21 protein-coding genes are annotated in these 26,203 nt (G+C 47.4%); 11 read left to right on the top strand and 10 right to left on the bottom strand.

Features of this window, described 5'->3' with window-relative positions:
* Nucleotides 1-474 precede the first annotated feature (474 nt).
* Nucleotides 475-1,956 (bottom strand): aminopeptidase P family protein, encoded by a 1,482-nt coding sequence (locus WBG78_RS05400; RefSeq protein ID WP_337325365.1) that lies wholly within the window; start codon nt 1,954-1,956, stop codon nt 475-477.
* Between the two features lie 196 nt (nt 1,957-2,152).
* On the opposite strand from WBG78_RS05400, the gene WBG78_RS05405 reads away from it, so the two are divergent.
* From WBG78_RS05405 to WBG78_RS05425, 5 genes are all read left to right on the top strand, one after another.
* On the top strand, nt 2,153-2,683 hold the full coding sequence (locus WBG78_RS05405; protein ID WP_337325366.1) for a hypothetical protein: 531 nt from the start codon (nt 2,153-2,155) through the stop codon (nt 2,681-2,683).
* Nucleotides 2,683-3,489 (top strand): LVIVD repeat-containing protein, encoded by an 807-nt coding sequence (locus WBG78_RS05410; RefSeq protein WP_337325367.1) that lies wholly within the window; start codon nt 2,683-2,685, stop codon nt 3,487-3,489. The genes WBG78_RS05405 and WBG78_RS05410 overlap by 1 nt, the downstream gene beginning before the upstream one ends.
* A gap of 25 nt (nt 3,490-3,514) precedes the next feature.
* Entirely contained in the window at nt 3,515-4,249 is a 735-nt protein-coding gene (locus tag WBG78_RS05415; RefSeq protein WP_337325368.1) for a hypothetical protein, read from the top strand.
* 156 nt (nt 4,250-4,405) lie between these two features.
* Nucleotides 4,406-4,624 (top strand): hypothetical protein, encoded by a 219-nt coding sequence (locus WBG78_RS05420; protein ID WP_337325369.1) that lies wholly within the window; start codon nt 4,406-4,408, stop codon nt 4,622-4,624.
* A gap of 104 nt (nt 4,625-4,728) precedes the next feature.
* Nucleotides 4,729-4,989, top strand: coding sequence for an Ada metal-binding domain-containing protein (locus tag WBG78_RS05425; protein WP_337325370.1), 261 nt, complete (start codon nt 4,729-4,731; stop codon nt 4,987-4,989).
* 64 nt (nt 4,990-5,053) lie between these two features.
* Here WBG78_RS05425 and WBG78_RS05430 read toward each other — a convergent pair whose 3' ends face one another.
* Together WBG78_RS05430 and WBG78_RS05435 are read right to left on the bottom strand one after the other, a co-directional pair.
* Complete coding sequence (locus WBG78_RS05430) at nt 5,054-5,338, bottom strand: hypothetical protein (protein ID WP_337325371.1); 285 nt, start codon at nt 5,336-5,338, stop codon at nt 5,054-5,056.
* Between the two features lie 156 nt (nt 5,339-5,494).
* Entirely contained in the window at nt 5,495-5,701 is a 207-nt protein-coding gene (locus tag WBG78_RS05435) for a hypothetical protein (RefSeq protein WP_337325372.1), read from the bottom strand.
* A gap of 194 nt (nt 5,702-5,895) precedes the next feature.
* On the opposite strand from WBG78_RS05435, the gene WBG78_RS05440 reads away from it, so the two are divergent.
* The 5 genes from WBG78_RS05440 (at nt 5,896) to WBG78_RS05460 (ending at nt 14,376) form a co-directional block, all read left to right on the top strand.
* Nucleotides 5,896-7,347, top strand: coding sequence for a DEAD/DEAH box helicase (locus WBG78_RS05440; RefSeq protein WP_337325373.1), 1,452 nt, complete (start codon nt 5,896-5,898; stop codon nt 7,345-7,347).
* A gap of 122 nt (nt 7,348-7,469) precedes the next feature.
* Nucleotides 7,470-9,785: a DUF7133 domain-containing protein gene (locus WBG78_RS05445; RefSeq protein WP_337325374.1), complete on the top strand. Its 2,316-nt coding sequence runs from the start codon at nt 7,470-7,472 to the stop codon at nt 9,783-9,785.
* 35 nt (nt 9,786-9,820) lie between these two features.
* The gene (locus WBG78_RS05450; protein WP_337325375.1) at nt 9,821-10,729 is read left to right on the top strand and encodes a pirin family protein; all 909 of its coding nucleotides are present in this window, start codon (nt 9,821-9,823) and stop codon (nt 10,727-10,729) included.
* 39 nt (nt 10,730-10,768) lie between these two features.
* Complete coding sequence (locus tag WBG78_RS05455; protein ID WP_337325376.1) at nt 10,769-12,175, top strand: M48 family metalloprotease; 1,407 nt, start codon at nt 10,769-10,771, stop codon at nt 12,173-12,175.
* A 251-nt stretch (nt 12,176-12,426) separates the two neighbouring features.
* The gene (locus WBG78_RS05460; RefSeq protein ID WP_337325377.1) at nt 12,427-14,376 is read left to right on the top strand and encodes a tetratricopeptide repeat-containing sensor histidine kinase; all 1,950 of its coding nucleotides are present in this window, start codon (nt 12,427-12,429) and stop codon (nt 14,374-14,376) included.
* Between the two features lie 106 nt (nt 14,377-14,482).
* On the opposite strand, the gene WBG78_RS05465 is transcribed toward WBG78_RS05460, so the two are convergent.
* Nucleotides 14,483-14,842: a nuclear transport factor 2 family protein gene (locus WBG78_RS05465; RefSeq protein ID WP_337325378.1), complete on the bottom strand. Its 360-nt coding sequence runs from the start codon at nt 14,840-14,842 to the stop codon at nt 14,483-14,485.
* Nucleotides 14,843-15,104: 262 nt separating this feature from the next.
* Between WBG78_RS05465 and WBG78_RS05470 the strand changes: the two genes are divergently transcribed.
* Nucleotides 15,105-17,060: a KUP/HAK/KT family potassium transporter gene (locus WBG78_RS05470; RefSeq protein WP_337325379.1), complete on the top strand. Its 1,956-nt coding sequence runs from the start codon at nt 15,105-15,107 to the stop codon at nt 17,058-17,060.
* A 149-nt stretch (nt 17,061-17,209) separates the two neighbouring features.
* Here the strand turns inward: WBG78_RS05470 and WBG78_RS05475 are convergent, their stop codons facing one another.
* The 6 genes from WBG78_RS05475 to WBG78_RS05500 form a co-directional block, all read right to left on the bottom strand.
* Complete coding sequence (locus tag WBG78_RS05475) at nt 17,210-17,545, bottom strand: hypothetical protein (protein WP_337325380.1); 336 nt, start codon at nt 17,543-17,545, stop codon at nt 17,210-17,212.
* A 242-nt stretch (nt 17,546-17,787) separates the two neighbouring features.
* On the bottom strand, nt 17,788-19,503 hold the full coding sequence (locus WBG78_RS05480) for a DUF885 family protein (protein WP_337325381.1): 1,716 nt from the start codon (nt 19,501-19,503) through the stop codon (nt 17,788-17,790).
* Nucleotides 19,504-19,591: 88 nt separating this feature from the next.
* Nucleotides 19,592-20,383 carry a ThuA domain-containing protein gene (locus WBG78_RS05485; RefSeq protein WP_337325382.1) on the bottom strand — a complete coding sequence of 264 codons (792 nt, stop codon included), beginning with the start codon at nt 20,381-20,383 and terminating at the stop codon, nt 19,592-19,594.
* Between the two features lie 30 nt (nt 20,384-20,413).
* Nucleotides 20,414-22,900 (bottom strand): PAS domain-containing sensor histidine kinase, encoded by a 2,487-nt coding sequence (locus WBG78_RS05490; protein ID WP_337325383.1) that lies wholly within the window; start codon nt 22,898-22,900, stop codon nt 20,414-20,416.
* A 127-nt stretch (nt 22,901-23,027) separates the two neighbouring features.
* A complete protein-coding gene (locus WBG78_RS05495) occupies nt 23,028-24,038 on the bottom strand; it encodes a sugar phosphate isomerase/epimerase family protein (protein WP_337325384.1) in 1,011 nt (336 codons plus the stop codon).
* 115 nt (nt 24,039-24,153) lie between these two features.
* Nucleotides 24,154-26,160, bottom strand: coding sequence for a cellulase family glycosylhydrolase (locus WBG78_RS05500; RefSeq protein WP_337325385.1), 2,007 nt, complete (start codon nt 26,158-26,160; stop codon nt 24,154-24,156).
* Nucleotides 26,161-26,203: the final 43 nt, after the last annotated feature.

The raw sequence follows: 26,203 nt of genomic DNA on the forward strand, positions 1-26,203 counted from the left end.
CGGCCACTTTGGTTTAACCCGGTGGCCGCGTTGTCTTAACTTTGTGGCCTCTGAGTATATGGTAGACGGATGCTTGCCGGCTGCTAGCCGTAGGCCCGCTGTACACTTTCTCTAAGGTTTCTGTAGGCTTTCTCTAAGGTTTGTCCAGGCTTTCTGTAGACTTTCTCTAAGCTTCCTCTAAGGTTTGCCATGCTTTCATTAGGCTCAGCGCATAGGATCCACTACGATGTGGGTTAACGATTCCTCTGCTTAACGGCAAGTATCTGCAGTTAACACCATGTAGCTGCAAGTAACTGAAAAGTGATAATCCGGAGCGTTTTATATTTGGGTCATGCAGCAGCTGCATATGCAGGATCACGGCCATGTCCTGCACTGGTGTTGACGGCAAAAAGCGAATTGCAAATGAATTGAAATAAAATGAAAACATAAGACTAACATGCAGTGGATCTGAATTCCTGATTGATCGGAAATGTTTCACTTCTTAATTCCAACATCCGGAAGTTTCAGATCATCAAGTGCGCTGGGTTCGAGCATTACGCGTTCGATGTCTTCGCTCTTGCGCGGGGCCATCGTTGACAACAATTCGCAGCCATCCTTTTGTACGAGGAAGTCGTCTTCGATACGAACAGGAATGTTCCACCACATCTTTTCGGCGGGACTGTTATTCCGAATGTAAATACCAGGCTCGATAGTGATGACCATTCCTTCCCTGAGCAAATCGTATTCACCCTTGTCGTGAACGTCGAGACCGATATGGTGGCAGCAGCCATGGGGATTGTAGCGATTTCTTCCTGTTGCCGGATCAACCATGTCGTTCTTGTCGGTGCTTTTGTAAACTCCGAGCTGGACCAGTCCTTCGTTGATGACTGTGTTTGCTGTTTGCTCGAGGGTTTTGAATGCAACGCCATCCTTACACGCTTTGCGGGCAGCTTCCTGCGCACGATATACAAGGTCGTATATGGTCTTTTGCTCTTTTGAGAACTTGCCGTTCACGGGTATCGTGCGGGTGATGTCGGCTGTGTAACCGCGGTACTCGGCACCCACATCCATGAGAATGAGTTCGCCATCTTCGATAGATGACTTCTCATTGTCTACGTAATGAAGAACGCATCCATTGTGTCCCGCACCAACGATGCTGCCATAACCCTGATCGGCCGCGCTGTAGCTCTTGTGTATAAATTCGTGCAAGCCCTGGATCTGCATTTCGGACATCCCAGGTCGGATAGACTTCATCACCTCCAGTTGCCCTACTGTTGAGATATCAACGGCTTTCTTTAAGAGGGCAATCTCTTCTTTCGTTTTGATGCCGCGAAGTTTCTTCATCATTAAGTCGAGACCTACCAGATCGATGTTATTCTTCTTTGGTTCAATAGCAACGTTCAGTTCTTTTTTCTGATATCCTACTTTCTGTTTGAACTGTTCGATGAGCTCGTACAGGTCGGCTTCTTCGGGCGAGTTTCTTACATCGTCCTGAAAGTCGTAGAACAAAACCTTGTCGTATGCAGAGAAATCGATCGGATAAGTTTTGAATGCAGTTCCCTCATAAGCAACCTTGAACTTCAGTTGATCGCGGGCGCCTTCTTTTCCAAGACGGTCACCGTCGTAGAGTTCCTTCAGTGCCTGATGTGGACGAACGAATATCAGCTCGTTGAATGTTTCATTGTTGATCGTTTGCATGTCTTTGAAGACAAGCAATACGGCGTTGGGTTCACGGAGGCCGGTGAGGTAAAAGAAATTTGGATCCGGGTGGTAGCGATAGGAGACATCTGCCGCCCTGTTTCTTATAGGATTGGCGAAGAAGACGGCCACAGATTTTGCGGGCATGATGCGACGTAACTCATCACGCCGCGTGCGATGAAAGTCAGCGGTCAGTGCGTCGGTTGCTGAATTTTGAGATTGTGCTTGCAGAATAACCGAAAAGCTTACTAAGGCAAGGACCAGTAGCGACTTGATCATGAGGAATACGGATTTTGCTGCTAAATTAGCGAAATGTGAATTTGCTGCTGGCTATTTCACATAAGCGGCGTGAGCGAAAACAATATGGTAAATCGTTCCAACGTTAAGCGCCCAGGGAGTGTCAATTAACTGAAAACCGTTAGCCGTTGCGCTTTGAGTTGATCTCTACCCAGTTACCTATGATACCCAGTTACCTATGAATAGATTTACCCTCATCGTTGGGATTTTGCTGCTTCAGGGCTGTTATTACGATGACCCGCCCTACAAGCCTTCGTTCCCTGCTGGAGTTGTGGAAGGTTACGAACCCATATACGCTGACCCTTCCCAAACCGAGATTGCGTTCGAGCCCTCACGACAGCTTCATGAGCCGGGCAAGATTTACTTGTACGGTACCTTGTTGTTAGTGAACGAACGCTTTGAGGGCATTCACATATTTGACAATGCCGATCCCGCGCATCCGGTAGCAGTTGGATTTCTACGCATTCCGGGAAACGTCGACTCCGCCATTCGCAACAATGTGTTGTATGCGGATCACCTCGGTGATCTTGTCGCACTGGATGTGCACGACCTGAAGGCACCAAAAGAGATCAGCCGGATTCATCAGGCCCAATGGACAATGAACCTGCCTCCCGAAGGCATGCGATACTTTGCCTGCGTCGACCCCGAAAGGGGTGCAGTGAAAGGCTGGCGCCTGGCGACTCTTAACAATCCAAAATGTTTTCACTGATGAAACGAGTTATAGGAATTCATTCATTGGTGAATAGCGTGGCTATCTTCTTTAGAAGGCATTCATCTTTCCTGGCCAGTGCCACCTTCATGATCATATTTATTCTGGTAATCGTATCAGGCTGCAGTGAAGATGGTGCTGAGGCAAACCTCACCGGCAAAGGTGGATCGCTGGCGCGCTTCGCTACATCGCCGACGCATTTGTATGCGGTTGATAACGAAGAATTACACGTCTATCAGTTCATGGACGGCGGCGCAATATCACGTGTAAATAAAGTGAGCCTTGGCCCTGGTGTTGAAACCATCGCGGCCATGGGCGACAGATTGTATATCGGGACGAACGAGGCAATGATTATACTTGATATCTCGAGTCCTTCAAATCCGATCTTAATGTCACAGCATAGCCACTTCGTTGGTTGTGATCCTGTCGTTGTTCAGGACACGCTTGCATTTGTCACGCTGCGAACCACAAGTTGTCGCCCTAGTTCGGTCAATATACTGGAGGTTGTTGATGTAAAAGATGTCAGACAGCCACTGCTTGTCTCTTCGTACGCACTCGAGTCGCCTTACGGCCTGGGTATTGACGGAGATCTTTTGTTTGTATGCGAAGGTGAGAACGGTTTGAAAGTATTTAATGTAACTGACCCCAAGAACCTGCAGCTGTTGAAAGACTACCAGGATGTTGATGCATACGATGTGATCACAAAATCGGGGCTTCTGGTGCTGACGGGAAAAAATGGAATTATACAGTACGACTACACAGATCGGAACAACATACGAAAGCTGAGTACCATAGCAATTCAATAGTCATCAGGGTCAAAATAATTTGGAGATGTTTCGTTCGGTTAGAATAGGGTGGATTATTGGAGTAACGGTATGGCTATGCTGTTTTTCAACAACGGCTATCCATGCACAGGCGGACGCCAATACTGGTGGCCGTAGTGCGCCTATAACCAGCGAGATTACGCAGCCCAACCTTGCTGTTAAATGGAGCCTGCTTCATCTGTTTTATTTCTATCCGTCGGTGCAATTTTCACTGGAGCAAAAGCTGTTTCGGGATTTTGGAATTCAATACGAGGGAGGTTGGGTAATTCGTTCTTATGAGAATCCATTGGATTACGAAGATAAACGTGGATTTCGCGGAGCAATTGAATTGCGTTATTACTTTCATCCATCGCCAATGGTTCCATTTTATATATCGGGCGAGTACTACTATCACAGTATTCGTTTTAACAGGACAGAAACTGTCGGATTTAATTGCGACACCGGGATGTGTGATTATTATCAGTCCGTAACTTATCCGGTTCATGTGGAGGAAATGGGGCCAGCAATTAAATTCGGCATGCTGATGTTTCCGGGTTGGAAGCATAACCGGAGATTCTTTTTCGATATCAATTCCGGCATTGCGTTTCGTAACATTAATTACTCCTATAAAGCCAGACCAGTGGGTGAGAACATAAGGTATTTCGATGATAGCCCTCACTGGAGGCCATTTGCACCAAACGAGGAGTTATCAAATAAAACCAGATTTGTGCTGGGAGCGCGTTTAGGCTTCAGATTTCTTTAGGGAGGGGGCATTGGTTGTTGCGCCATATTTCTCTTCATAATCTTGGACTTCAGTGACTTATCGTCGCAAAAAGATGCTGAAATATTAAGTTTATGTTAAGGTATTTAACCTTAAATTAACATAGGATATCTTTGAGGCCTTAAAAAATTCCTCCCTATGAAAAAGACCGTTAAAGCCGAAATCAAATCCAGTGTTAATAAAGCCCTTTCCGAAGTAATGCAGCAGCTTCGCGTATCGAAGCCGTCGCGCAAGACACGCAAGGCATTGTCGCGCGCAGAGAAGGCTCTGAGAAGAGACGTGAAATCGGCGATGAAGAAAGAAATCAAAAACGCAACAAAACTCGATCGTACCAAGGAATTGGGAGCGATCGCCTGAAGACTCTTCATTAACCTAAATCGGACTGAGGGTTGTCATTCGGCAACCCTCTTTCTTTTTGTTGGATGTCATTGCTTTAATTAACGGACACAACCTTGAAAGGGATGATACCGCACGAAGAGATAGCGGAACGTGACCTGAGAAAATTGATCCGCTCGGGCTCTATTGCGCTTGCTGGTAACAGGCAGTTGAAGATTTACGGTTTATTATCGTGTCGTTCCGGTAAGAGAATGAAGCAATCGAACCGCGTATTTTTTTCATCCTATGCTGAAGCAGTGCGGATGGGATATCGCCCCTGCGGCCATTGTATGCGAATGGAATATGCTAAGTGGAAAGGTACGCGATCAAGCGAAAACCAACATTAAACTAACGATTCAGGACTAACGACACATTACCAAGGACTCACGACCAAGGACTCACGACTAATAATCAGATAAACGAATTCTCGTACACTAATTCATACTTTCCCGAACCATCACCTTTTTCGATAGAAGGATGTGACTCGTCAAGGTATTTGTGAAGTGAGATAAGCGACGGCCTGTCCTGAACATAGAATCTTAAGGCCCGCACACCATGATCTTCATGAGGCACACGCGTATAGGGCAACCGAAGCACCTCTAATGCGAAAAGCACCCTCGTGCACATCTTGTCATTTAAGGCCTCGAAGTAAAACGGATTTTCGCCATGATGATAGAGTTCTTCCTTGCTTTCCATATATGTGCGGTTACTATACAATCTCACAATCATCATCGTGCCAGAAAACCAGTAGCCACTGCCAATAATGATGAAGGGTTAAAACCTGGGTTATTCCGTTTTCAAACTTACAAATGCCGGACCAACGGTGTGGCATGAAGTCAACAGAATGCCTGGCTACTCGTGCAAAACCTTTCGCAGCAACCTTCCGATGACCACTGATTTGGTGCCGTCCTCAAAACGCACCAGAAAGTTGCCGTTTTTCCCACGAATACATTTACCTCTTAGATCTTTAACGGCGGAGCACTGCACTTTCTTTCGTGCAGGATCGGTTTGTTTGTCGCCGAGATATGTGTATTCAACTTCCGCCATTTTGATGCACATGTTTCGATTGCGTCACGTCATTCAGACAGATCAATTTGATCCATTTTTGGATAAATGATCCTTTAACCAAATATGGGAAAAGAGTTTTTGAATAAGGGCCTGCGATCATTCGGGATTTTTTGGGCATCTTTGCACCCTTTACCTATCCAAACTGCCCTACAGTTTTTGATTTTTTACAGATCTGAAAGTATTTAATGTCATTTGAAAATCTCGGGCTCATAGAGCCATTAACAAAAGCCCTTAAGGCGGAGGGTTATACTGCGCCGACGCCTATTCAGCAAAAGGCAATTCCGTTGTTGCTCAAGCGAAGCGATGTGCTGGGTTGTGCACAAACCGGTACTGGAAAGACGGCAGCGTTTGCGCTCCCGGTGCTTCAGCTCCTGCATGAAGACGAGCTATACAAGAAAGCACCCGTCGGAATCAAGGCATTGGTTCTAACTCCAACGCGTGAACTGGCGATTCAAATTGCGGATAGTTTTTCCGCCTACGGAAAGTTACTCAGGCTTAAGCATACAGTTGTGTTCGGCGGAGTATCTCAGGTGCCGCAGGTAAAAGCACTTCGCGATGGAGTTGATATGCTTATTGCAACACCTGGACGCCTGCTGGATCTTATCAATCAACGGTTGGTAAATCTTCAGCATGTAAAATATTTCGTGCTGGACGAGGCTGATCGCATGCTCGACATGGGTTTTATCCATGATGTAAGGAAGGTGATTGCCAAGCTGCCGACGAAAAGACAAACACTTCTTTTTTCTGCAACAATGCCAGGTGAGATCCGTGATCTTGCCAATTCGATATTGAACAATCCGGTGCGGGTTGAAGTGACACCAGTATCATCAACGGCAGAGACAATACAGCAGGAACTGTATTTCGTGCCGAAAGATGAAAAGCGCAAGCTATTGTTGCATACACTACAGACCAAGGATATTCCTTCTGTGCTTGTGTTTGTGAGAACGAAACATGGTGCGGACCGGGTGGCGAAGTTTCTAAGCAAGGAAGGTATTAACGCACTGGCTATACACGGCGACAAATCACAGGGCGCGCGACAGACAGCATTAACGAACTTCAAGAGCGGAAAGACGCGTGTGCTCATTGCTACTGATATAGCGGCGCGGGGGATTGATGTTGATAAGCTTTCTCATGTTATTAACTTCGAAATTCCGCATGTTGCAGAGACCTATGTTCATCGCATTGGCCGTACTGGCCGGGCAGGGGAGCAGGGTGTTGCGCTGTCGTTTTGTGATGATGAAGAGAAGTCTTTGATGAAAGACATTCAAAAGCTTATCAAGCGTGATATAAAAGTGGTAAGTCATCCTTTTACCAAAGGGGGCAGTTCTGTTAATGCCAATGGTAAAACGGCGCAGGTGGTATCGCTCCAAAGGGAACGGCAGAATCAATCCGAAGGTGGCGGCAGGGGCGAGAGAGGATACAATCCTCAACATAGGAGTGGCCATAATTCACAGAACAATTCCGGTCATAGTTCACAGAACAAATCAGGTCAGAGTTCACAGACCAAGCCGGGACATAGTCAGAACAAGGCAGGTGATACTTCCGGACGACCAAAGAAGCGTCGTTACTTCAATCCAAAGAAGAAGAGTACGGCCGGCAACGGACGACCTGGAGAACACGGCCGTCGTCCTTCGTGAGCATTGCCCAGCTCTTGATCCGCCTGTGTGGCCTCCTGTAAGCGCGGCTTAAATGCGCCGCGTAAATTAGATTGTCTATTTCACAGGGTTCGTTAAATTGGTTACTCACAATGAATCATTGTATGAGTGCCATTCTTTCATATTCGTATTTGTCGTATCGCTGGATTGCAACAACGCTGTTTACGGTGTTGCTTATCGCATTCCTCAGTGGTTGCCGGACTGCACCATCTGAGGAGAAAGCATCACCGGAGCCTGGGTTCAAAACTCCCCGAACAGTAAAAAATGATGCGACTCCAACGTATCTCAATACCGAGGAAAGTCTCTCATCCTTCCGCATGCCGAAAGGTTATCATGTTGAAGTGGTTGCTGATGACGACATGCTCAACGAGCCTGTAGCCATATCGTGGGACGGGAATGGTCGCATGTTCGTGACGCAGATGGAAACGTACATGCAAAGCGTAGATACTACCGGCGAGCACGTGGCCACCAGCAGGATATTGCTGCTTGAAGACACCGATAATGACGGCCGCATGGACAAGCGTACCGTCTATATCGATAAGCTCATGCTACCGCGCATGATACTCGCAGTTGGCAACGAGCTGCTGGTGAACGTAACCGACACCTATGATATCTACGCATACAAGGACACGAATAACGATGGCGTTGCAGATGAGAAGAGGTTAGTGTATCATCCAGGCAAACGCGCATTTGGAAATCTCGAACATCAGCGAAGCGGACTCGACTGGAACCTCGACAACTATATATACATTACGGTAGACCCTGTTCGTTTCAAATATAGAAACAATCAATTAACAGCTGATTCTCTTTTAAGCGGATCGAATGGTCAGTGGGGATTGACCCACGATAACTATGGTCGTCTCTTTTACGCAAGGGGAGGAGCGGAAAATGCCGGCTCCGGATTTCATATCAATCCTGCCTATGGGCAACTTGAATTCAACGATGCCTATGTGGATTCAGTATTTGGACAGGTTTGGCCAATCGTAAAAACTCCAGACGTTCAGGGCGGGCTGCCCCGTATTCGTCCTGACACTACGTTGAATCATTTTACTGCGGCCAATGGTCAATCCATTTACCGGGGCGATCATCTACCCTCTAACCTTGTGAATGACTATCTCATCGCAGAGCCTGTTGCCCGGATGATCCGGAGGGCAAAGGTTGTGAATACGAATGGGAAAAGGACGTTGGAAAATGTTTACGACAATGAAGAATTCCTTGCCTCCTGGGACATGAACTTTCGCCCGGTGAATACCTACACTGGACCTGATGGTTGTCTTTACATCGTCGATATGGACCGGGGTATTATCCAGGAAGGCACGTGGACCGGTGAGGGAAGTTACCTGCGAAAGCAAATCCTGCGCCTTGGCCTTGATAAAAACATTCAGCATGGAAGGATACTTCGTGTGACGTATGATGGAATGGGCCGGGGTCCGAAGCCAAACATGCTTAATGAACCGACATCGCAGCTTGTCACATACCTGAATCATCCGAATGGCTGGTGGCGTGATAATGCACAGAAAGAGATTGTACTTCGTAACGATCAGTCTGTAATACCGGCGTTAAAGGAGATTGCACTTGGAAACAAAGGACCACTGAATGAGAAGCCGGGACACCTGGGACGTATTCATGCGCTGTGGACGTTGTCCGGACTTGAAGCGATTGACCAGGATGTTCTGATAAAGTCATTTCACGATGAGGATGCCAATGTGCGCAAGACAGCCGTTTGGATCAGCGATGCATTCCTGAAAAAAAACGATGAGAAGATAATTACTGAACTTGACAAACTTAAAGATGATGCAGATGCAGATGTTCGGATACAGTTGCTGCTTTCCCTAACCAACAGTACATCGCCTGCGGCAAAGGAAATTGGTGCTCATCTCATTGAGAAGAACAAAGACAATGCGATGATCGATGCAACCGTACAAAGTCTTGCGAGAAACGAAGAGGTAAAAAAATTCGGGGCTAAGCTTGGGGCGCTCAAGCCCGAACAGCGCGTGATGGTAACTGAAGGAGCGGCGATCTTCAACTCCCTGTGTGCGACTTGCCATGGGGAAAGAGGCAAGGGAGTGCCGACACAAATAGCCCCACCGTTGGCCGGACAGTTCATGCGTTATATGGGTAAGAAGGACGCGCTGATCAGAATCTTGTTGCATGGGCTCACAGGACCGGTGAATGGAAAGACATATCGCGAGAACATGGTGTCGATGGGGATGAATGATGACAAGTGGATTGCATCTGTTTTGAGCTTTGTTCGGTACGATATGGGCATGTCGGAAAATCCATTTCCAGGTACGCCGAATGAAGGCTTTGTTAATTTCCTTTTGGTAAAGCCTGAGGAGGTTGCTAAGATCAGGGAAGAGTTTAAAGGGCGTAACAAACCGTGGACGTGGCAGGAACTGGATCAGCAAAAGAAACCTTAACATTATTGTCGTAAGAATTCTAATACCTTCGCCGAATGATTGATATAGTTATTGAAGCGCGCGCGGCCGCAATAGCAGAGGGAATGGGTGTTAAAAGGATACTTCCTTTCAGACAGAGAAGAATGGTGGGGCCTTTTATTTTTATGGACCACGCCGGGCCAGTAACCTTTCAGCCTCAGGCTGTTCATAACATGGATGTACTGCCGCATCCGCATATTGGATTGTCTACAGTAAGCTATTTGTTTGGTGGGAAGGTTACGCACCGCGATAGTCTTGGAGTGAAACAGGAGATACTGCCGGGAGAAGTAAACTGGATGACTGCAGGCAAGGGAATTTCACATTCTGAGAGATTTGAAGATCCCTCTGCGCTTGCGGGCGGGCTGGAGATGATTCAAACCTGGGTTGCACTTCCTGAGAAGGATGAAGAGGCGGACCCTTCATTTAACAACTACAAGCCGGACCAGTTGCCCATATTTACGGATAGCGGAGTATGGATGCGTTTGATTGCCGGCACGGCGTTCGGACTGAAAAGTAATGTCAGGACGCATTCGCCGCTTTTTTACCTGCACGTGGTGCTTGAAAAAGGGGCAACGATGTCTGTGCCTTCAGATCATGAAGAGCGTGGGATCTACATCGTGCGAGGTGAAGTTGAAGTCTCAGGCAGGTCTTATGTATCCGGGCAGATGGTAGTATTCAGTAAGAATGCTGAGCCCGTTATTCTCGCGAAGCAGCCGACAACGGTGATGCTATTGGGCGGAGCGCACATTGGTGACCGGTTTATCTGGTGGAACTTTGTGTCCTCGCGCCAGGAACGCATAGAGCAGGCGAAAGCAGACTGGAAGGAGGGGCGGATTATATTGCCTCCAAATGACAATCACGAGTTTGTTCCTTTGCCCGAAGATCGGTCGCGACCTGCCGGACCAGCGCCGCAGGCACTTTCTTAGCTTTAAATATTTATTTATATTCCTCTCAAAACCCCCACTATGTTACGTTTTGCCATCTGCATAGCCGTTGCTATTGTCATCACTGATACCTACGCTCAGAAAAAGAATTCGGAAGAAGATATTGGAGCACAAACGTTTAAGATGGTTAAGGAGACGATGGGCATTTATCAGAATGCACAGTTGTTGAAGGAAGTTGAAGCCATCGGACATTCAATGGAGAAATATCTGGGGATGTCTGAACCACTGAAGTACTATCTCGTAGATACTCCTGAACCAAATGCGTTTGCTACTTCTGGCGGCTATGTGTATGTCACGCGTGGCCTATTGGCCATCGTCAATACTCCTGATGAGCTGGCTGGAATAATGGCCCACGAATTGTCGCACGTTGTGCTTAAGCACTCAACCAAGCGCATGAAGGCGGGGATTGTGCCTGCTATACTTCAACTGCCTATTCGCCTGGTAGGAACCCTGGCGTCGCCGGAAGTTGCCGATCTCCTTAACATACCTGTTGGTTTTGCATCGAAGGCGGCACTTGCTGCATACAGTCGCGGCCAGGAGACGGCAGCTGATGAGCATGGAGTTGGCGTCGCCATACAGGCGGGTTATAAACCTTACGGACTTGTTGATGGGCTTGAACGGCTTACCACTTACGTGGAGTTCATTTCCGGAAAGCCGATGGAAAAGAACATTTTTACTGATCACCCAATGACTACCAAACGGGTTGAGAAGCTGACTGAAATACTGGAGAAAAAGGGATTCAAACGCACTCCATATTTTGAAGGCACGGACATGAAGGTGATAGAGGGGCTCGTGTACGGCCAGAATCCGGAGGAGGGAATTCTCGACAGCGGTCGTTTCATTCACCCGGCCATTGGCCTGTATTTCAACTTTCCGGCGGGATGGTATGCACAAAACTCGCCATCATCACTTGAATTGATTGCCGAAGACAAACAGGCTGCCATTGTTGTTACCGTAGACACCACGGATGCGACACCTGAAGAAGCGGCGAAACAGACCGTTGAAAAGTTGAAGAAGAGCGGGCAGAAAATTCTCGAGGAAGAAGCGTATACCCGAAATGGTCTTAGTGCGTATAGAATCCAGGTTGGTGACAATTCGCGTTCCGCGGAATTGCGTTGGATAAAATTGACAAAGGGTACGGTGCTGAAGGTTGTCGGCATAACGACATCTCCAAAACCGAATCCTGAAATCATAACGAGTATGGACTCCTTCAGGCCAAGTACTGGCAGCGACCTTTCATCATTTAAATACCACACGGTAGCATTGAAAGACAATTCACCCGGGAAGACCGTAGCGTCGTTTGTTGAAGGCGATAACCAAAGTGGCAAGCGTGCACAATTGCTGGAGATACTCAACGGTGTGGCTGCTGGAAGGGCTGTTTCAAACGGCAAATATGTAAAGACGATACACACCTCGTCACTGAAATAAGGATTGTAAAAATCGCATTAATCAGCGTTTCGATCGCTTCGCAACTCGTTTTTAAGAGAAAATTGCTCTGCAGCAAAGGCTCGCAGGCGTTCTGTCCCATTTTGAAAGCGATAACATGTTGGTTTTCAGGTGCTTTCATGCGGGTTAAGATTTACGTTAGCCTACATGACGTAAATGGTCGAAACACAAAGACTTAAATCATCGGTAGCCCGGCTCGGAACCTTTAATTTGCAAGTTCCGGATACCCCCGTATGTACCGAATTGTCGTAGTTGCGCTTCTTCTGGCTGTACTCACCATACGTGCCATCGGTCAGCCCGATGCAGATACGCCGCGTTTGCCGGTGTCTCAGCAATCTGTGCCTGCCTACGAAATGGAAACGACCGAAGACCTTCTCGACTCCGCGTTGTCGTCTGTTCCCGGATCCTCTGAACTGCGTGCAAGTAAAAGTGACCACGAACAATTGGTAAAGGTTTATATGCGCCTTGCACGCACATTTGATAATAATGGTAATCTGTCGGGTGCCCGTGATGCTCTCGAGAGAATGAAACGCGAGCTTGCGTACGTTGATGATCCCCGTTCATCTGCAGCATATCATATGCAACTTGGATTACTGGACTATAGTGAAGATCAATTCGATGAAGCAGTAAGAAACCTTCAAAATGCCCTCGACATGTACGGTGTGTTAAAGGACACGGTGTTGATGGCTTCGTGTTATCTCAACCTGGGCAACGCGTACAGGGAGCTCGAAGATGAAGTAAAGGCGATTCAAAATTACAATGCCGCGTTATACATATATGAGATGAATGGCGATGACGCAAGTGCGGCCCTTGCATTGGGATATGTTGGAAACATTTACAAAGAACGTGGTGAAGAGGAACTGGCACTTTCCAATTATTATAAATCACTCGCTCTTCACAGAAAGAATGATTTTCGCGAGGACATTCTTATCGACCTCAATAATATAGGAGAGGTGATGATTGCAGCCGGCGACTATAATGAGGCTGTGCCGTATCTCATGGAATCGCTGAGTATATCGCGAGACATTGATTCACAAACCGGTATCATAGCAGCAACGTATAACCTGGCCGTTGTAGATATTGCCAATGGCGACAATTCTTTTGCACTAACGAAATTTGAAGACGTGTTGCGCAGGGCGCGTGCAGTAAACTCGGCGTCTGATATCCGAAACGCAAACCGCAGACTTGCAGAGGTGTATGAAAGATCTGGCCGTCTGGAACAGGCACTTTTCTATCGTAAGCAATACGATGCCTGGAAGGACAGTGTCATTGTACAAACCGACCGCGACAAGCAGTTTCGCCGTGAGGCCGCCCGCAAAACAAGACAGGCACAGATTACGTCTACGGAGAAGCAACTGACGGACAAAGAGCTTTCACGTCAGCATACTCTTCGAAATGCAGTCATTATTGTCATTATTCTTGTTGGTCTGATTACGGCAGGTACTGTGTATCTCCTAAGACAGCGAGCATGGTCGAAGAATACAATTCATGACACCTCATCATCTTTAAGCGATATAAGCGCGCGCTACGAGCAGTTACAGATGCAACTTGCCATGATTCGCACGCAACTCAATCCTCATTTTCTGTATAACAGCATGGAGTCTGTGGCGCGGCTTATACTGGCCGGAGATAATAAGAACGCCTCATTGTATCTCAGTAAACTTTCAAGGTTGCTGAAACTATCGCTTGAAAACCTGGAAAATGGACGAGTGTCGCTGGACAGCGAGCTTATGCAGATAGAATCGTATGTTCAGATGGAACAGCTCCGAATGGACGAGAAAGTAAACTTTGAGATTAACGTTGATCGCCTGGCTGATGGTGATGACGTGATGATGCCGCCAATGATCCTTCAACCCTTTGTTGAAAACGCTTTATGGCATGGTCTGGCGCATAAGGGAGAAGGAGAGTCACGTCATCTGCGTATTCACGTAAAGGAAAAACGGGAAGCTGTGATCTGCACCATCGAAGACAACGGTGTGGGTAGGGAGCGCGCGGAGCAATTGTCCGGTCACCACACCAAAGGAAAAGAGCAGGCGGGAATTCGCCTGGCGGAACAGCGTCTGCGCATGCTGGACCGAAATGGAAACGGCAGTTTAATACGCATACTTGATTTGAAGGACAGATATGGCAACGCGGTGGGCACACGCGTGGAGGTACTTATTCCTGTAAGTAAAGCGAGGTGATCCTGTAGATTTCATTTAGTGGGTTTAACCGCAAAATGTAAAACTCTGAATGTAAAATAAATGTAAAAGGTAAAAGTGAGGCTCCGTTGAACTCAAACAGACTGTGTTAAACGAAGAATCTTTCCGAGGCTATCTTTCCGTCCTTTACTTCATAAACACAAAGCTCAGGAGACTTCATCCGGCCTTTACCCTTGATTTCCATATCCATTGTCAATGTAAACGCTATTGTATTTCCTGCAATAAGTGGACTGGATACATCGATGTGATGGTATTTCTCTACAGTCGAATCAAACTTTTCTCCCTTCTTTCTGATGCCAGCCAAACCTTTGGTTTCCTTACCGTATTCAGGTGTGTCGAATGGTTCGATGCTGATCGCTTCAGATGAATATAATTCCGAGTGCGCCCCTTCCCAGTCCGCGCGCTTGCAGTAGTCGACAAGTTTGTTGGCAATTTGGGTCGTGTCCATGGCTATAGCTTTTAAGGTTGATAAATTCCGGTGACCATGAACGAGTCAGAAAAAGGCATGCCATAATGCCGATGGAATTTTAATTGCCGGGCCTCAGCGGGTTAACTTTCATGTTCCTTAATGTCTGTTATCGGGAGAAATTGGTTCATTGCAACAAATTCACAGGCTGTATACGTAAGTTCAGGCCAATAGAATTATATTCATATATGGAATTCGATGCAACCGTTTGTGTCCAACAAGCTGAGGGTGGTATTCGACGTTAATGGACTCGAAAGACAATCAGCATAAACTTTCCTGGGCGGGGATTCTGGTAGCTATCGGAATCATCTACGGGGACATTGGCACGTCTCCGTTGTACACAATGAAATTCATCGTGGGCGACAGGCCCATTACGGATGCATTGGTGCTGGGTGGCGTATCGTGCATCTTTTGGACGCTCACCCTGATTACGTCCATCAAGTATATCTATCTCGCGCTGAATGCCGACAACAAGGGTGAAGGAGGAATCTTCGCCTTGTATGCCCTGGTGCGCAAGTTCAACGCACGGTGGCTGATTTATGCAGCTATCATCGGATGCTGCACGCTGATCGCTGACGGCTTTATCACACCCGCGATTAGCGTTACTTCAGCAGTGGAGGGATTTAAATTAATTTATCCCAATGTGCCTACGGTGCTCATTGTGTTCACCATCTTAACGCTCCTCTTTCTTTTTCAGCAGTTTGGTTCAGCGGTAGTGGGCAAGACCTTTGGTCCGGTGATGACCGTTTGGTTTATCATGCTTGCCGTACTCGGTGGCTATCAGCTTATTCATAATCCCGGCGTACTGAAGGCGCTAAATCCTCATTATGCCTGGAGCCTGGTGCTGAATTATCCGAATGGGTTCGTGTTGCTCAGTGCTGTATTTCTTTGTACGACAGGAGCAGAGGCACTCTATTCTGATCTTGGTCACTGCGGTAAACAGAATATCCGGATGAGCTGGATCTTTGTGAAGATCTGTCTGCTTATAAATTATTTTGGTCAGGCTGCATGGTTGCTTTCAGAGCGAGGCAATTACCTCGAAGATCAGATTCCTTTTTATGCAATTATGCCGGACTGGTTCCTGGTACCAGGGATCCTGGTTGCTACGCTGGCCACTGTAATTGCCAGCCAGGCGTTAATCTCCGGCACGTTCTCGTTGATTAACGAAGCCATGAAATTGAAGCTATGGCCGGCTGCACGCGTCGTTTATCCAAGCACGTCGATGGGACAGCTTTACGTGCCGAAGATGAACTGGACGCTGATGGTAGGTAGCATTGCTGCTGTGCTGATCTTTAAGGAGTCTGCAGCCATGGAAGGAGCGTATGGTCTGGCCATCACGGTAAATATGCTGATGACGACTTCGTTGCTGGTGTTCTATTTTGCCATGGCCAAGCAGTCGCGGTTCAGATCGGTGCTGCTGGCGATTGGATTCTTTACACTTGAAGGAATGTTTCTTGCCTCAAATCTGCACAAGTTTGAGCATGGCGGATGGTTTACGGTACTGATAGCGTTTCTGTACTTTATCCCGATGTTCATTTTTTTGAAGGCGCGTATTCTCAGGCAACGACACACAGAGTTCGTGGACCTTCGACACTATCAATCCATGCTTAAAGATCTGCAGGAAGACGACACCGTTCCCAAGGAGGCAACCAATCTTGTATATCTCGCCGTTGCCGACAGCAAAAACTATATCGACAGTAACATTATATATTCTGTTTTCCGCAAAAGGCCCAAAAGGGCGGATGTATATTGGTTTGTACACGTGGAGACAGTTGATAGTCCCTTTGCGAGCAGATATAAGGTCGAGACCATTATTCCGAAGCGCGCCTTTTTTGTAAGCTTCAAACTTGGATTCAAACAGCCACATCGCGTGAGCACTTTATTTAATAAAGTTATTCACGACCTGGCCGACTCGGGGGAGATAGATCTAACGAGTCCCTATCCTGCGCTTCAAAAGTATAGCATGATGAGTGACTTCAAGTTCATATCATTGCATACCTGGGCCTCATCGGATAGTGTAATCTCTGCATTCGAACGTTTTATCATTCTTACCTATCGAATGATTAAGTCATTCAGTTTGCCCACAGAGGAAATGTACGGGCTTGAGGCGGCGAATATTGAAATAGAAAAGGTGCCGATACAGGTAGGGCCGCTGGCAAAGGTTTCTATTAAGAGAGAAAGGCAGCCCGTTGATGATTGAGTAGAGACGGCCGCAATTGATTCTTATTTATCCAATTGCGTTTGAACCGCAAAACTCTAAATGTAAAATTAAAATGAGTCCCGCACATAGCAGCGCATTAAGCCGCTATGTGCGGGACTCGTTTTTAACTCCGTGGGACCAGGTGGAGATTATTCAAGAATGGGTTTACCATCGGCTCCGAAACGGAAATTTTTAGCTTCTGTTCCACTGCCCATCTGAACTATATACATATCGTTGTTCTTGCTTCTGTAAATAGTTGACTGTTCCCATCCCTGGTACTGTGGTGCTGCCAGTGTTTGTTTAACGGCATCGGGTAGATCAGTGGCAGTGATCTTCACCATGTCTTTAGTGTAATCAGTAGAAGGTTGTTGTTCGGTACTCTGCGTTTGCTGAGGCTGCTGAGTTTCTGTGCGGGTAGAGTCTTGTGCAAATGTAGCTGCGGCCGCGAAGAGGACGCCTGCTACTATTAATACTACTTTTTTCATTGTTATATCAGTTTTGAATTAATGTATTAAAGCTGATAATAGACATTGAAAATTCGTGCCAAAGAGCGGATCGTGCTTCATGATGGAGCCAGAAGATGCCGAAAACACTTCTGGTGCTATGATGAGGATAAAATTACGATGATAAATTCTACAGTTTGAGCATCGATAGTTGCGTGACTTCCTCGTTACTGCAACTGAATCATCATTGAAACGATCAATCCATCATTTCCTCCATGCCGGCTTTACCTCGGTGTATAAAATCTCCAGGAAGTCTTGAAGTTTTTGGGGAGTGATGTATTGGTAAGTACGGCCCGCAGCATTTCAACGGGCATAGCGTTCTCCCGCATAACTGCATCGTGATATTGCTTCATGGTCATTTTTCCGGAGTCAACCAGTTCCTTTTTTAACGCATAGAACTGCAGTGCGCCGGTCATGTAGGCGAGCTGATATAAAGGTCCGTAGTTGGAAGTAAAGGAGCGGCGCACTTCGGCTTCTGCATTTGCGCGCTCATGACCCACACGATCAACGAGGAAGTCGATACACTGCTGCGGTGTCCATTTGCCCAGATGATAGTTAAGTGAGAAGATAATGCGTGCGCATCTGTGCATTCGCCAGAACAACATTCCAATGCGGTCTTCGGAGCCGCGGGGAAAATTCATGTCCCAAAGGATCATCTCCCAGTACAGCGCCCATCCCTCCATCCAGAAGGGTGAATAATAGTGACGGTAGCTTTTGTAACGGTCCATCATGAATCCTTGCAGGTGATGACCAGCAATGAGTTCATGGTGAACTGTGGCTCTGGAGAAATGTGGATTGTTACCTCGCATGCTCATCATCTTGTCGGCGTGCGTCATTTCATCAGTCGGGTAGGAGATCTGCAGAACTTCTCCACCGAGAAAGAAAGGACTAACCAGCTGATCCTTTGGTGACATCATTTCCATGCGCCAGGTTTCTTCGGCTACGGGTGGAATAGTAATCAGATCGTGCTTCTTCAGAAACTCCACCGACTGATTGTAAAGTTCAAGCATGGCCTCGGGCTGATGACCAGGCGCCACATATGATTGCTTTACTTTCTCCTGGGCTTTCTTCCATTCATTTCCGAATCCCATTTCCTGTGAAGCCTTTAACAATTCCCGATCACACCAGGCAAATTCTTTATTAGCGATGTCAACAAGCTCTTCAGCCGAATATGGGATCATCTCGTATTCAAGGAGCCGTGCAAGTTCTTTTGCGCCTATTGGAAATCCAATGATTCCGCTTCCATCGTCTTTTGGCAGAGTCACCTTGTTTACCTTCGTCTTTATCAGATCGCTATAGCGCATGAGAGCTGTATCCAGTTGTTGAATGGGTTTCTTCACCCACCACGAAAATTCCGGATCATATCCATTGTAAAAATTGAACACGCTCTTCAGCGCATCACGCTGGCCCTGAATGATAGCGCCGGCGCGTCGTACTTCTGCCCGTGAAAGATCTTCGGAGCGCGATATGTTCCCCGACCTCGCTCTTACGTCATTCAATATTGTATTGAGCGAAGCTGCAACACTTGCACTTTCCAGGTGCTTTCCGCGTCGGCGATCTTTTTCCAATGAATAGATCGGGTCTCCGTAGTTGATTAGCTTTTCAACGGAAGCATATTCGCGCGCTTCCTCACTTAGCAGGAACAGCTCATTCTGAAGCAAGCGTTCGAAGAGAAGGTAGTCGGCGCGGCCTCCTGCAGACAGGCCCTCGAATGAGATTGCCCGAAGGCGTGTAGCATAGTCGTTATAGAATTCAGTAAGGCGCCGGCGTCGTTCCGGCGATTGTGATACAGTGTAAAATCGTTCGAGGCTTCCTTCATCAGCATGAAATTGGATGATCAGAGGCGCCAGTTCTGTCATCTGATCGGATACTGCATTTTGTGGCTGAGCCGAAAGGAGAAGGGGAGTGAAGACAAGGATAATGATTGAAATGTGTCTCATCGCGCAGTTTGGATAGCGTACTAAGATATCAATTCAGTTGCAGTTTCCGCAGGTCATCTGCGGAAGAAATAATCTTTGAGCTTGTCCTCTATTTGCCCGACGCCCAGTCGATGGCATTCGTGAAAAGTTGGCGGTAGGCCGCATTCTTAAACAGCCATGACCCGTGTCCCATGAAGATATAGATGTTGCGTGCCGGCATCTTTTCGTTCGTCCAGACCACCGGGTGATCGCCCATGGTAACACTGGATTCTGGCCGATATGTTTTTTCGTCAACCGATGCCAGCACGTGAACATTTTGACGGGGACTTTTATCGTAAGTGTACCATTCTTCTTTTTCAATATGAAAAGGGCTTTTGATACCGCGCATTACAGGATGCTTTGGATCTTCTATGTTCACATCGCCATCTGCAAACGTGGCGATGTAATTCTTGAATTGAATTCCGCCCATGAACGTTGAAAACCAATCCCACATCGGATATCCATCGAAAGTGCCAAGAAGCGTTGCGTGATGAAATCCAATCCACCCGTGCGACTTGTCGTCCATGTATTCGATGAATGCCTTTGCCGCCTTATCCTCCCACGCATACGGCGGATAGTCGAGTTGAATGAAGATCCTGTATTTACTGAGAAACTCTTTGTCTATTGATTTCGTGTCAGTGATGTAATCGATGGTGAAATGTTTCTTTACAGCAAGGCTGTCGAGAAAGATTTTAGCGGCGGCCGAATACTGAACGTGATGTCCGCCAGTTTCGGAGATGGCCAGGACTTTAAAGCGTTCCTTAGCCTGCGCGTTGGATGCGACCGGAAGCGCAACTACTAGTAAGGCAACGATAAAAAGGCAGTCAATAGATGAGAGCTTGATGGTTTGAGAGGTAAACACCGACGTTTGGTTTATTGTAGTATGTATTGTTTAATCTGCGGCAGGCAAGGTGATGCAGAAACTTGTGCCCAGTCCGGGGGTGCTGGTTGCAGAGATAGTTCCGTGATGGGCCTCGACGATCTTCTTGCACAACGCAAGGCCTATCCCTGTTCCGGCGTACTGCTCCTTGCGGTTCAGGCGCTGAAACATATTGAATATTTTTTTGGCGTACTGCTGTTCGAAGCCAATGCCATTATCAGTTACGCAGATCTCGTAGTAAGCAGCAAGAGGCAATTCGGGTTTCCGGCTCACCTCTTCAAGTGAAAGTCGCCTTGAGGAGATTTTTATCACCGGCAGTTCAGATGAGAACTTGAGGCCGTTGCTTACGAGATTGCTGAACAGTTGACCTATCTGCACGGAGATGCCCATAATTGTTGGGAGATTTTCATACGTCACCTCGGCATTCTTCTCTTCGATCATCAGTTCAAAATCCGAAACGACATTGAACAGTACTTCGTTCAGATTAACGGGAGCAACGAGTGAAATGTCCTTAGAGATTTTGCTGTAGGCAAGCACCGATCGAATCAACTCACTCATGCGATGAGCTGAAGCCTGGATCTTAGAAAAGTACTTTTCGGCAAGCTTTCGATCGTTGATGTTCTGCTGCACGAGTTCAGTGAACGTTCGGATCTTTCGAAGTGGTTCCTGCAGATCGTGAGATGCAACGTAAGCGAATTGTTCCAGTTCTTTGTTTTGCGCTTCCAGCTCGTGGGTGTAGGCAAGCATTTTTTCTTCCGCGCTCCGTCGCTCGGAGAGATCGCGTGTTACTTTTGTAAAACCAGTTACGTTGTTCCTGTCGTCGTGAAGGGCAGTGATAACAATGCTTCCCCAGAAGCGGCTTCCGTCTTTTCGGATTCGCCAACCTTCATGGACCGCACGGCCGGTTTGCAGTGCCTCCTCGAGGAGCATATCAGGTATCTTGTTTTTACGGTCTTCTTCAGGCGAGAAGATCCGGAAATGTTTTCCCAGCACGTCCTTCTCGTCAAAATGCTTCAGTTGTTCGGCACTTTTGTTCCAGTTGAGGACAATGCCGTCACGATCGAGAAGTATGATCGCATAGTCCTGAACTTCCTCAACGATGCGCGTGTATCTTTCCTCGCTGTTTCGCAGCTCGACATTACGTTCCTGGAGCACCTTGGAGCGCTGCTGAACGAGTTCCTCCAGGCGTTCCGTTGCACTTTTCTGATCGGTAATATCCAGCACCGTGCCATACATTCTTATAGGCTGTCGCTGATCATCGAATATCAGTTTTCCATTCAGCCTGACCCAGTGGAGTGTGTTGTCAGTAAACACAACACGTGCCTCATACATGAGCGAGCCGCTTACAACGGCTTCTCTATGCGCCCTTTCGCGAACAGCCTGATCGGCAGGATGAATTCGTCCGATTAATTCTTCATGAGTGGCGGCATTGCCGTCGGCGAATCCAAAAATGGCGGCAACACGCGGTGACACCTGGAAATCGTTTGACTTCAGGTTCCAGTCGAAAGTACCGATCGATGCAGCTTCAATGGCCAGCTTATGCCGGATTTCACTTTCTTCGATCCGACGCCTTGACAATACCTCGTCAGTGATCTCTTCGGAGAGGATCATAACGCCCGTGATGGTACCGTCTGATTCTAGCACCGCTTCAACGACTGTCTTAAAGATTACTTCTTCTTCCCGGCCCCGTCTGTTTATCCTTACATGTTCCTCTGGCAGAATCGCCTTTTCGCCTGTCGCATACACGCGGGTAAGGAGCGCTTCATACCCTAGTCCGCTTGTTTCCGGGAAAGCCTGAAATACAGGAAGGTTAAGAACTTCGGACGGTTGTCTGTCCCACATCTCCAGCATTTGTTCATTGGCGAAGGCAACCAGGAACCGGCTGCCGTGAAGAATACAAAGCGCGAGTGGGGCGTGCATGAATAGCTCTCCCACGAGCTGATTTCTAAGATATTGTAGATTCTCGTGCTTGCGCAGCAGTTCTGTTGTCTCAGTAATATTGATATAGATGCCTTCGATTCCGGAATTGCTGGTGATGGGGGTGTATGATGTTGTGAAGAACATCTCTTTCGGATAGCCCTTCCGTACCAGGACGAGCCGGTGGTTCTCCAGCAGGATGCCCTCACCTGTGGCCCAGACTTTTTTAACTATTGGACCAACAGAATCCCATTGCTCATGCCAGAACTGTTTGCCGACGACTCCAAGGGCGCCGGGATGACGTGAGCCGATCATTGCCGCAAAGGCGTCGTTATAAATCTGAATCATCTCAACTCCGCCGACGATAAGGACGGGGGACTTTGTATTCAGGGCAAGGCGTACGGCAGATCTGAAAGCCTCGCTCCACGAGTCCATTGAACCGAGGGAAGTTGCAGACCAATCGAATTCTTCGATCATGTCCGACATTCCCCGGGACGCGCGTGGTTCAGTTTTATCGATCCGTGTCTTTTCCAATGCTAAGAGGGCAAGTGAACAGAGAAAAATGACAACCAACGGCTGCACATAGCAGCAGTTTTGTAAATGTAGGAAACGATTTGAGATTCATGAAGCGTCCGGATGAACACTAAACGCTTTTTATGTCAACCCGTCCTCGACAAGGTTGTCAACAGGAGAAAACCGTTGCTGATTTTTATGAAGCCTTTTCCAATGCCTTTCTGCAAAAGTCGACACACTTCGCGACTTCCTTAACAGCGTCTGAACCGTCGGGTACAGGATATTCCATTTCGATGGTTGCCGGAAACTTGTACTTGTTCTTTTTCAAAAGTTGAAGAACGGATGCTACCGGAGTATTTCCCTCGCCCCAGGGCATGTTATCCCCACCGTTGTCTTTTGATTTGCGGTCTTTGATGTGCATGCTGTAGATACGGTCATGCTTTGCCTCGATCAAAGGTATGGGATCGAATCCTGCGGCGACATAGTGCCCGATGTCGCAGTTCAAACCATTGTATTTTGCCTGTGCGAGTGCCACATCCCAGGCGTCAAATGTTTGCTGCAGGTGTCCATGATAGCCGACACCGATCTTGTGTTTATCTGCGAACTTACCCAGCCGCTTGCTTTGCTCGGGGTTGTTGGGTAGTTCCACGGTTACGTGCGTAGCTCCCAACGCTTTGGCTGAGCGCAATGCGTATTCGATCTCAGCATCCGTATTTTTTTCACCGAGAGCATTGGGCTTCCAGGCGTATATTGAAACGCCTGCATCATTATACATTTTCCGGAGTTTCGTAAATGCATCCATCGAAGCCTTTTCGCGCCATACTGCCGTCTCATCATCTTTCTTCTTTTGTTCGGCTTCCTGCTCTGGCGTACGTTGCGGGCGAGGTCCTGGAGTAAACTTCATCGGTTCAGTACTTGCATGTGGCGCTCCTGCAAAAGCTTCTCCGGTGTTACCCATTAGCTCTATCGCACTTATGTTGCAATCGATACAATACTTCAGCAGCTGCTCTGCATTACACGGAAGACTTCTGAACGAATAAGAGATAACGCCAATCTGAACACCTGCAAACTTAGAATCAGGTCTTCCCAGGCTTTTGATAATCGCTGGTGCTCCGCGCAGCGATGAAGCCGACAAAGCAATAGCTGATAAAGCGGCGGTTCCTTTCTGTATAAATTCCCGTCGGTTGAATGGTGCAGACTGACTCATAAGTTCTATAGTTGATGATTTATGGGAAGATAGCAGAACAAACCGTTGCGAAGAGATATTTTTATGTGCGCGGCTCAAATATTTCTGAGTAGAGTAAACGAGAACCCATGCTGCTTCACTTGATTACTATCTTCCTGGTGTCCGTGTTTGCAGGGGAGGTGATTCGGAGGAAATATAAGCCCGAAGGCAATTCGCGGACGTCGAATGATAACTCGTGAATGCCAGGTGTAAGTGTTCCATAGTCGCGCACCCTGAATATACCGCCTGTGCTGCCGACTATCGTAGCTTGTATTTGACCTTCTTCCTTAACTAAATAGTTGATGTTCATACTACCAGTTGCCGGATTCGGATACACGTCAGGTGATTCCTGAACCGCTGGCTCAGCAGATGTTACCATGACGGGATCACCGGTCACTCGTATTTGATCAAAATGAAAACTGATCCCTTTCAAGGCCTGCATCTCCGCTACAATCTCGAACCGATCGACTTCTTTCCATGAAAATTTGTTTTCAGGCGGATACCATCCATCATCGTATGACCCTTTTTCCTGAAGTGTTGAAAGGGGAAGTACGATCCGATGCCAGCTATTGTCCCAGGCTGCCATACTCTGGTCAATGGTGATACCCTTGCGCCATGGATGATCCGCTGTGCCGGTGTTGCTATCAACAAACCGAACATCAAATGAACTGCCTGGCGCATTGCCCTTAACCCAGAACTCGAGTGCGTAGCCGTTCTCCGGGAGCAGCGACATATCGATATCCGGGCGAAAATCCATCCCAACAGAGAAGTATTGATCGACGTCGGCCAGGTTAATTGCAAATGTTCCATCGTGGCTATCGGTGTTGTAGTAGTCCAGCGTGCCGTCGGTAATTCCGCTTACGTCTACAATCCCTTCACCGATATAGTCGTCATAGATGTCGAAGGGTTCTGTTTGAAGACGGTGGGCTGGATTCGATTGAGGTGGAACAGTTAAGCCCAGCGCATTAAGCAGGGGAACGTTGAAATCACTGTCAAATATTTCGGAAGTATTCTTTTCAAACAACCCGAATGATCCCCGATAGTCCCACATGATCCAGGGGATGTTTTTTTCCTTCAGATAATCGCTCACCAGTTTGTACCAGGCCACCCGTTGAGTATCGTTGCTGTTGGGCATGAACACGCCGAATTCGCCGCAGAAAACAGGCACCTTGCGACTGGCGCTGAACGCCGCAGCAATATCAATAAGCTGTTTGACTTTGGCAGGTGTGCCGTCGTTTGCGTAGTTGTTGAAGGCGGATTCAATCCAGGTACCTTTTAATGAAGTGGGCAATGCAGGCATCGCAGAGGCCCCAAACGGAAATGGAACTCCTACGAGTTGACCAAGTGGCGGACTTGTCCAGGTGGCACCCTGGTGGGTGAACAGGAACGGATCATAAAAATGGAACGTGTAGATCAGCTTTTTATCTGTGTAGACCGGTAGGGTAGCCAGGTCGTTGTAGCTGCTGTAATTCACTCCGCCTACTATGATATAGTGCTTTGAGTCAACTTCCCGTATGGCGTCTATTGCCTCTTGTTGAATTTGTCCCCAGGTGGATGCGGAGATGTCATGTGGTTCGTTCAGAATTTCATAATAGATGAGTTCTGAACTGTTTACATAATGCTCGGCCATCTGCCTCCAAACCTTCGTAAGTATTGTGCCAACGGCCGGGTCGGTGGCATCATTCGGATCGAACGTATGATTATCGAGGATCAGATGCATCTTTAACTCTTCAGACCAGCTCACGACTTCATCCATAAACTGGAAAAAGAGAGGATCGATCGTATAGTCAGGGCCCCCTGTTGTCATTGCGTGAAGATTGATCGGCAATCTGATCACGTCGCAGCCAAGTGATTGTATCTGCTCAAAATCCCTATGACTGAATTTCGAAAACTGTACCTGTCGTATGGAAGGTGATTGAAACCATTGGGTGAGGTTTACACCCTTCTTAAAAGGCACCTGTGAGTAAACGTTTGAGAAAAGGAGGTATAATAGAACGATCAGCCCTATGGTCCCTTTGAATGAACATAGCCGGCCACAATTCCCCAATCTCCATATCATACTCACAAAGTAATTCTGGTCGTCCAATCTTTTCGCCCCGTGCATTTATCGGTTGACGTTTTGCAGTGGCCCGATAGATGTCATGAAA

Source organism: Chryseolinea sp. T2, assembly GCF_037203685.1.
Taxonomy (GTDB): Bacteria; Bacteroidota; Bacteroidia; order Cytophagales; family Cyclobacteriaceae; genus Chryseolinea.

Bases quoted from the DNA above. Each gene is read 5' to 3' on its own strand.
- WBG78_RS05430 (WP_337325371.1), bottom strand. From the start codon at position 5,338: ATGGAAAGCAAGGAAGAACTCTATCATCATGGCGAAAATCCGTTTTAC.
- WBG78_RS05425 (WP_337325370.1), top strand. From the start codon at position 4,729: ATGATACCGCACGAAGAGATAGCGGAACGTGACCTGAGAAAATTGATC.
- WBG78_RS05480 (WP_337325381.1), bottom strand. From the start codon at position 19,503: ATGAGACACATTTCAATCATTATCCTTGTCTTCACTCCCCTTCTCCTT.
- WBG78_RS05470 (WP_337325379.1), top strand. From the start codon at position 15,105: ATGGACTCGAAAGACAATCAGCATAAACTTTCCTGGGCGGGGATTCTG.
- WBG78_RS05405 (WP_337325366.1), top strand. From the start codon at position 2,153: ATGAATAGATTTACCCTCATCGTTGGGATTTTGCTGCTTCAGGGCTGT.
- WBG78_RS05435 (WP_337325372.1), bottom strand. From the start codon at position 5,701: ATGTGCATCAAAATGGCGGAAGTTGAATACACATATCTCGGCGACAAA.
- WBG78_RS05400 (WP_337325365.1), bottom strand. From the start codon at position 1,956: ATGATCAAGTCGCTACTGGTCCTTGCCTTAGTAAGCTTTTCGGTTATT.
- WBG78_RS05450 (WP_337325375.1), top strand. From the start codon at position 9,821: ATGATTGATATAGTTATTGAAGCGCGCGCGGCCGCAATAGCAGAGGGA.
- WBG78_RS05455 (WP_337325376.1), top strand. From the start codon at position 10,769: ATGTTACGTTTTGCCATCTGCATAGCCGTTGCTATTGTCATCACTGAT.
- WBG78_RS05495 (WP_337325384.1), bottom strand. From the start codon at position 24,038: ATGAGTCAGTCTGCACCATTCAACCGACGGGAATTTATACAGAAAGGA.
- WBG78_RS05445 (WP_337325374.1), top strand. From the start codon at position 7,470: ATGAGTGCCATTCTTTCATATTCGTATTTGTCGTATCGCTGGATTGCA.
- WBG78_RS05415 (WP_337325368.1), top strand. From the start codon at position 3,515: ATGTTTCGTTCGGTTAGAATAGGGTGGATTATTGGAGTAACGGTATGG.
- WBG78_RS05440 (WP_337325373.1), top strand. From the start codon at position 5,896: ATGTCATTTGAAAATCTCGGGCTCATAGAGCCATTAACAAAAGCCCTT.
- WBG78_RS05465 (WP_337325378.1), bottom strand. From the start codon at position 14,842: ATGGACACGACCCAAATTGCCAACAAACTTGTCGACTACTGCAAGCGC.
- WBG78_RS05410 (WP_337325367.1), top strand. From the start codon at position 2,683: ATGAAACGAGTTATAGGAATTCATTCATTGGTGAATAGCGTGGCTATC.
- WBG78_RS05500 (WP_337325385.1), bottom strand. From the start codon at position 26,160: ATGCACGGGGCGAAAAGATTGGACGACCAGAATTACTTTGTGAGTATG.
- WBG78_RS05460 (WP_337325377.1), top strand. From the start codon at position 12,427: ATGTACCGAATTGTCGTAGTTGCGCTTCTTCTGGCTGTACTCACCATA.
- WBG78_RS05420 (WP_337325369.1), top strand. From the start codon at position 4,406: ATGAAAAAGACCGTTAAAGCCGAAATCAAATCCAGTGTTAATAAAGCC.
- WBG78_RS05475 (WP_337325380.1), bottom strand. From the start codon at position 17,545: ATGAAAAAAGTAGTATTAATAGTAGCAGGCGTCCTCTTCGCGGCCGCA.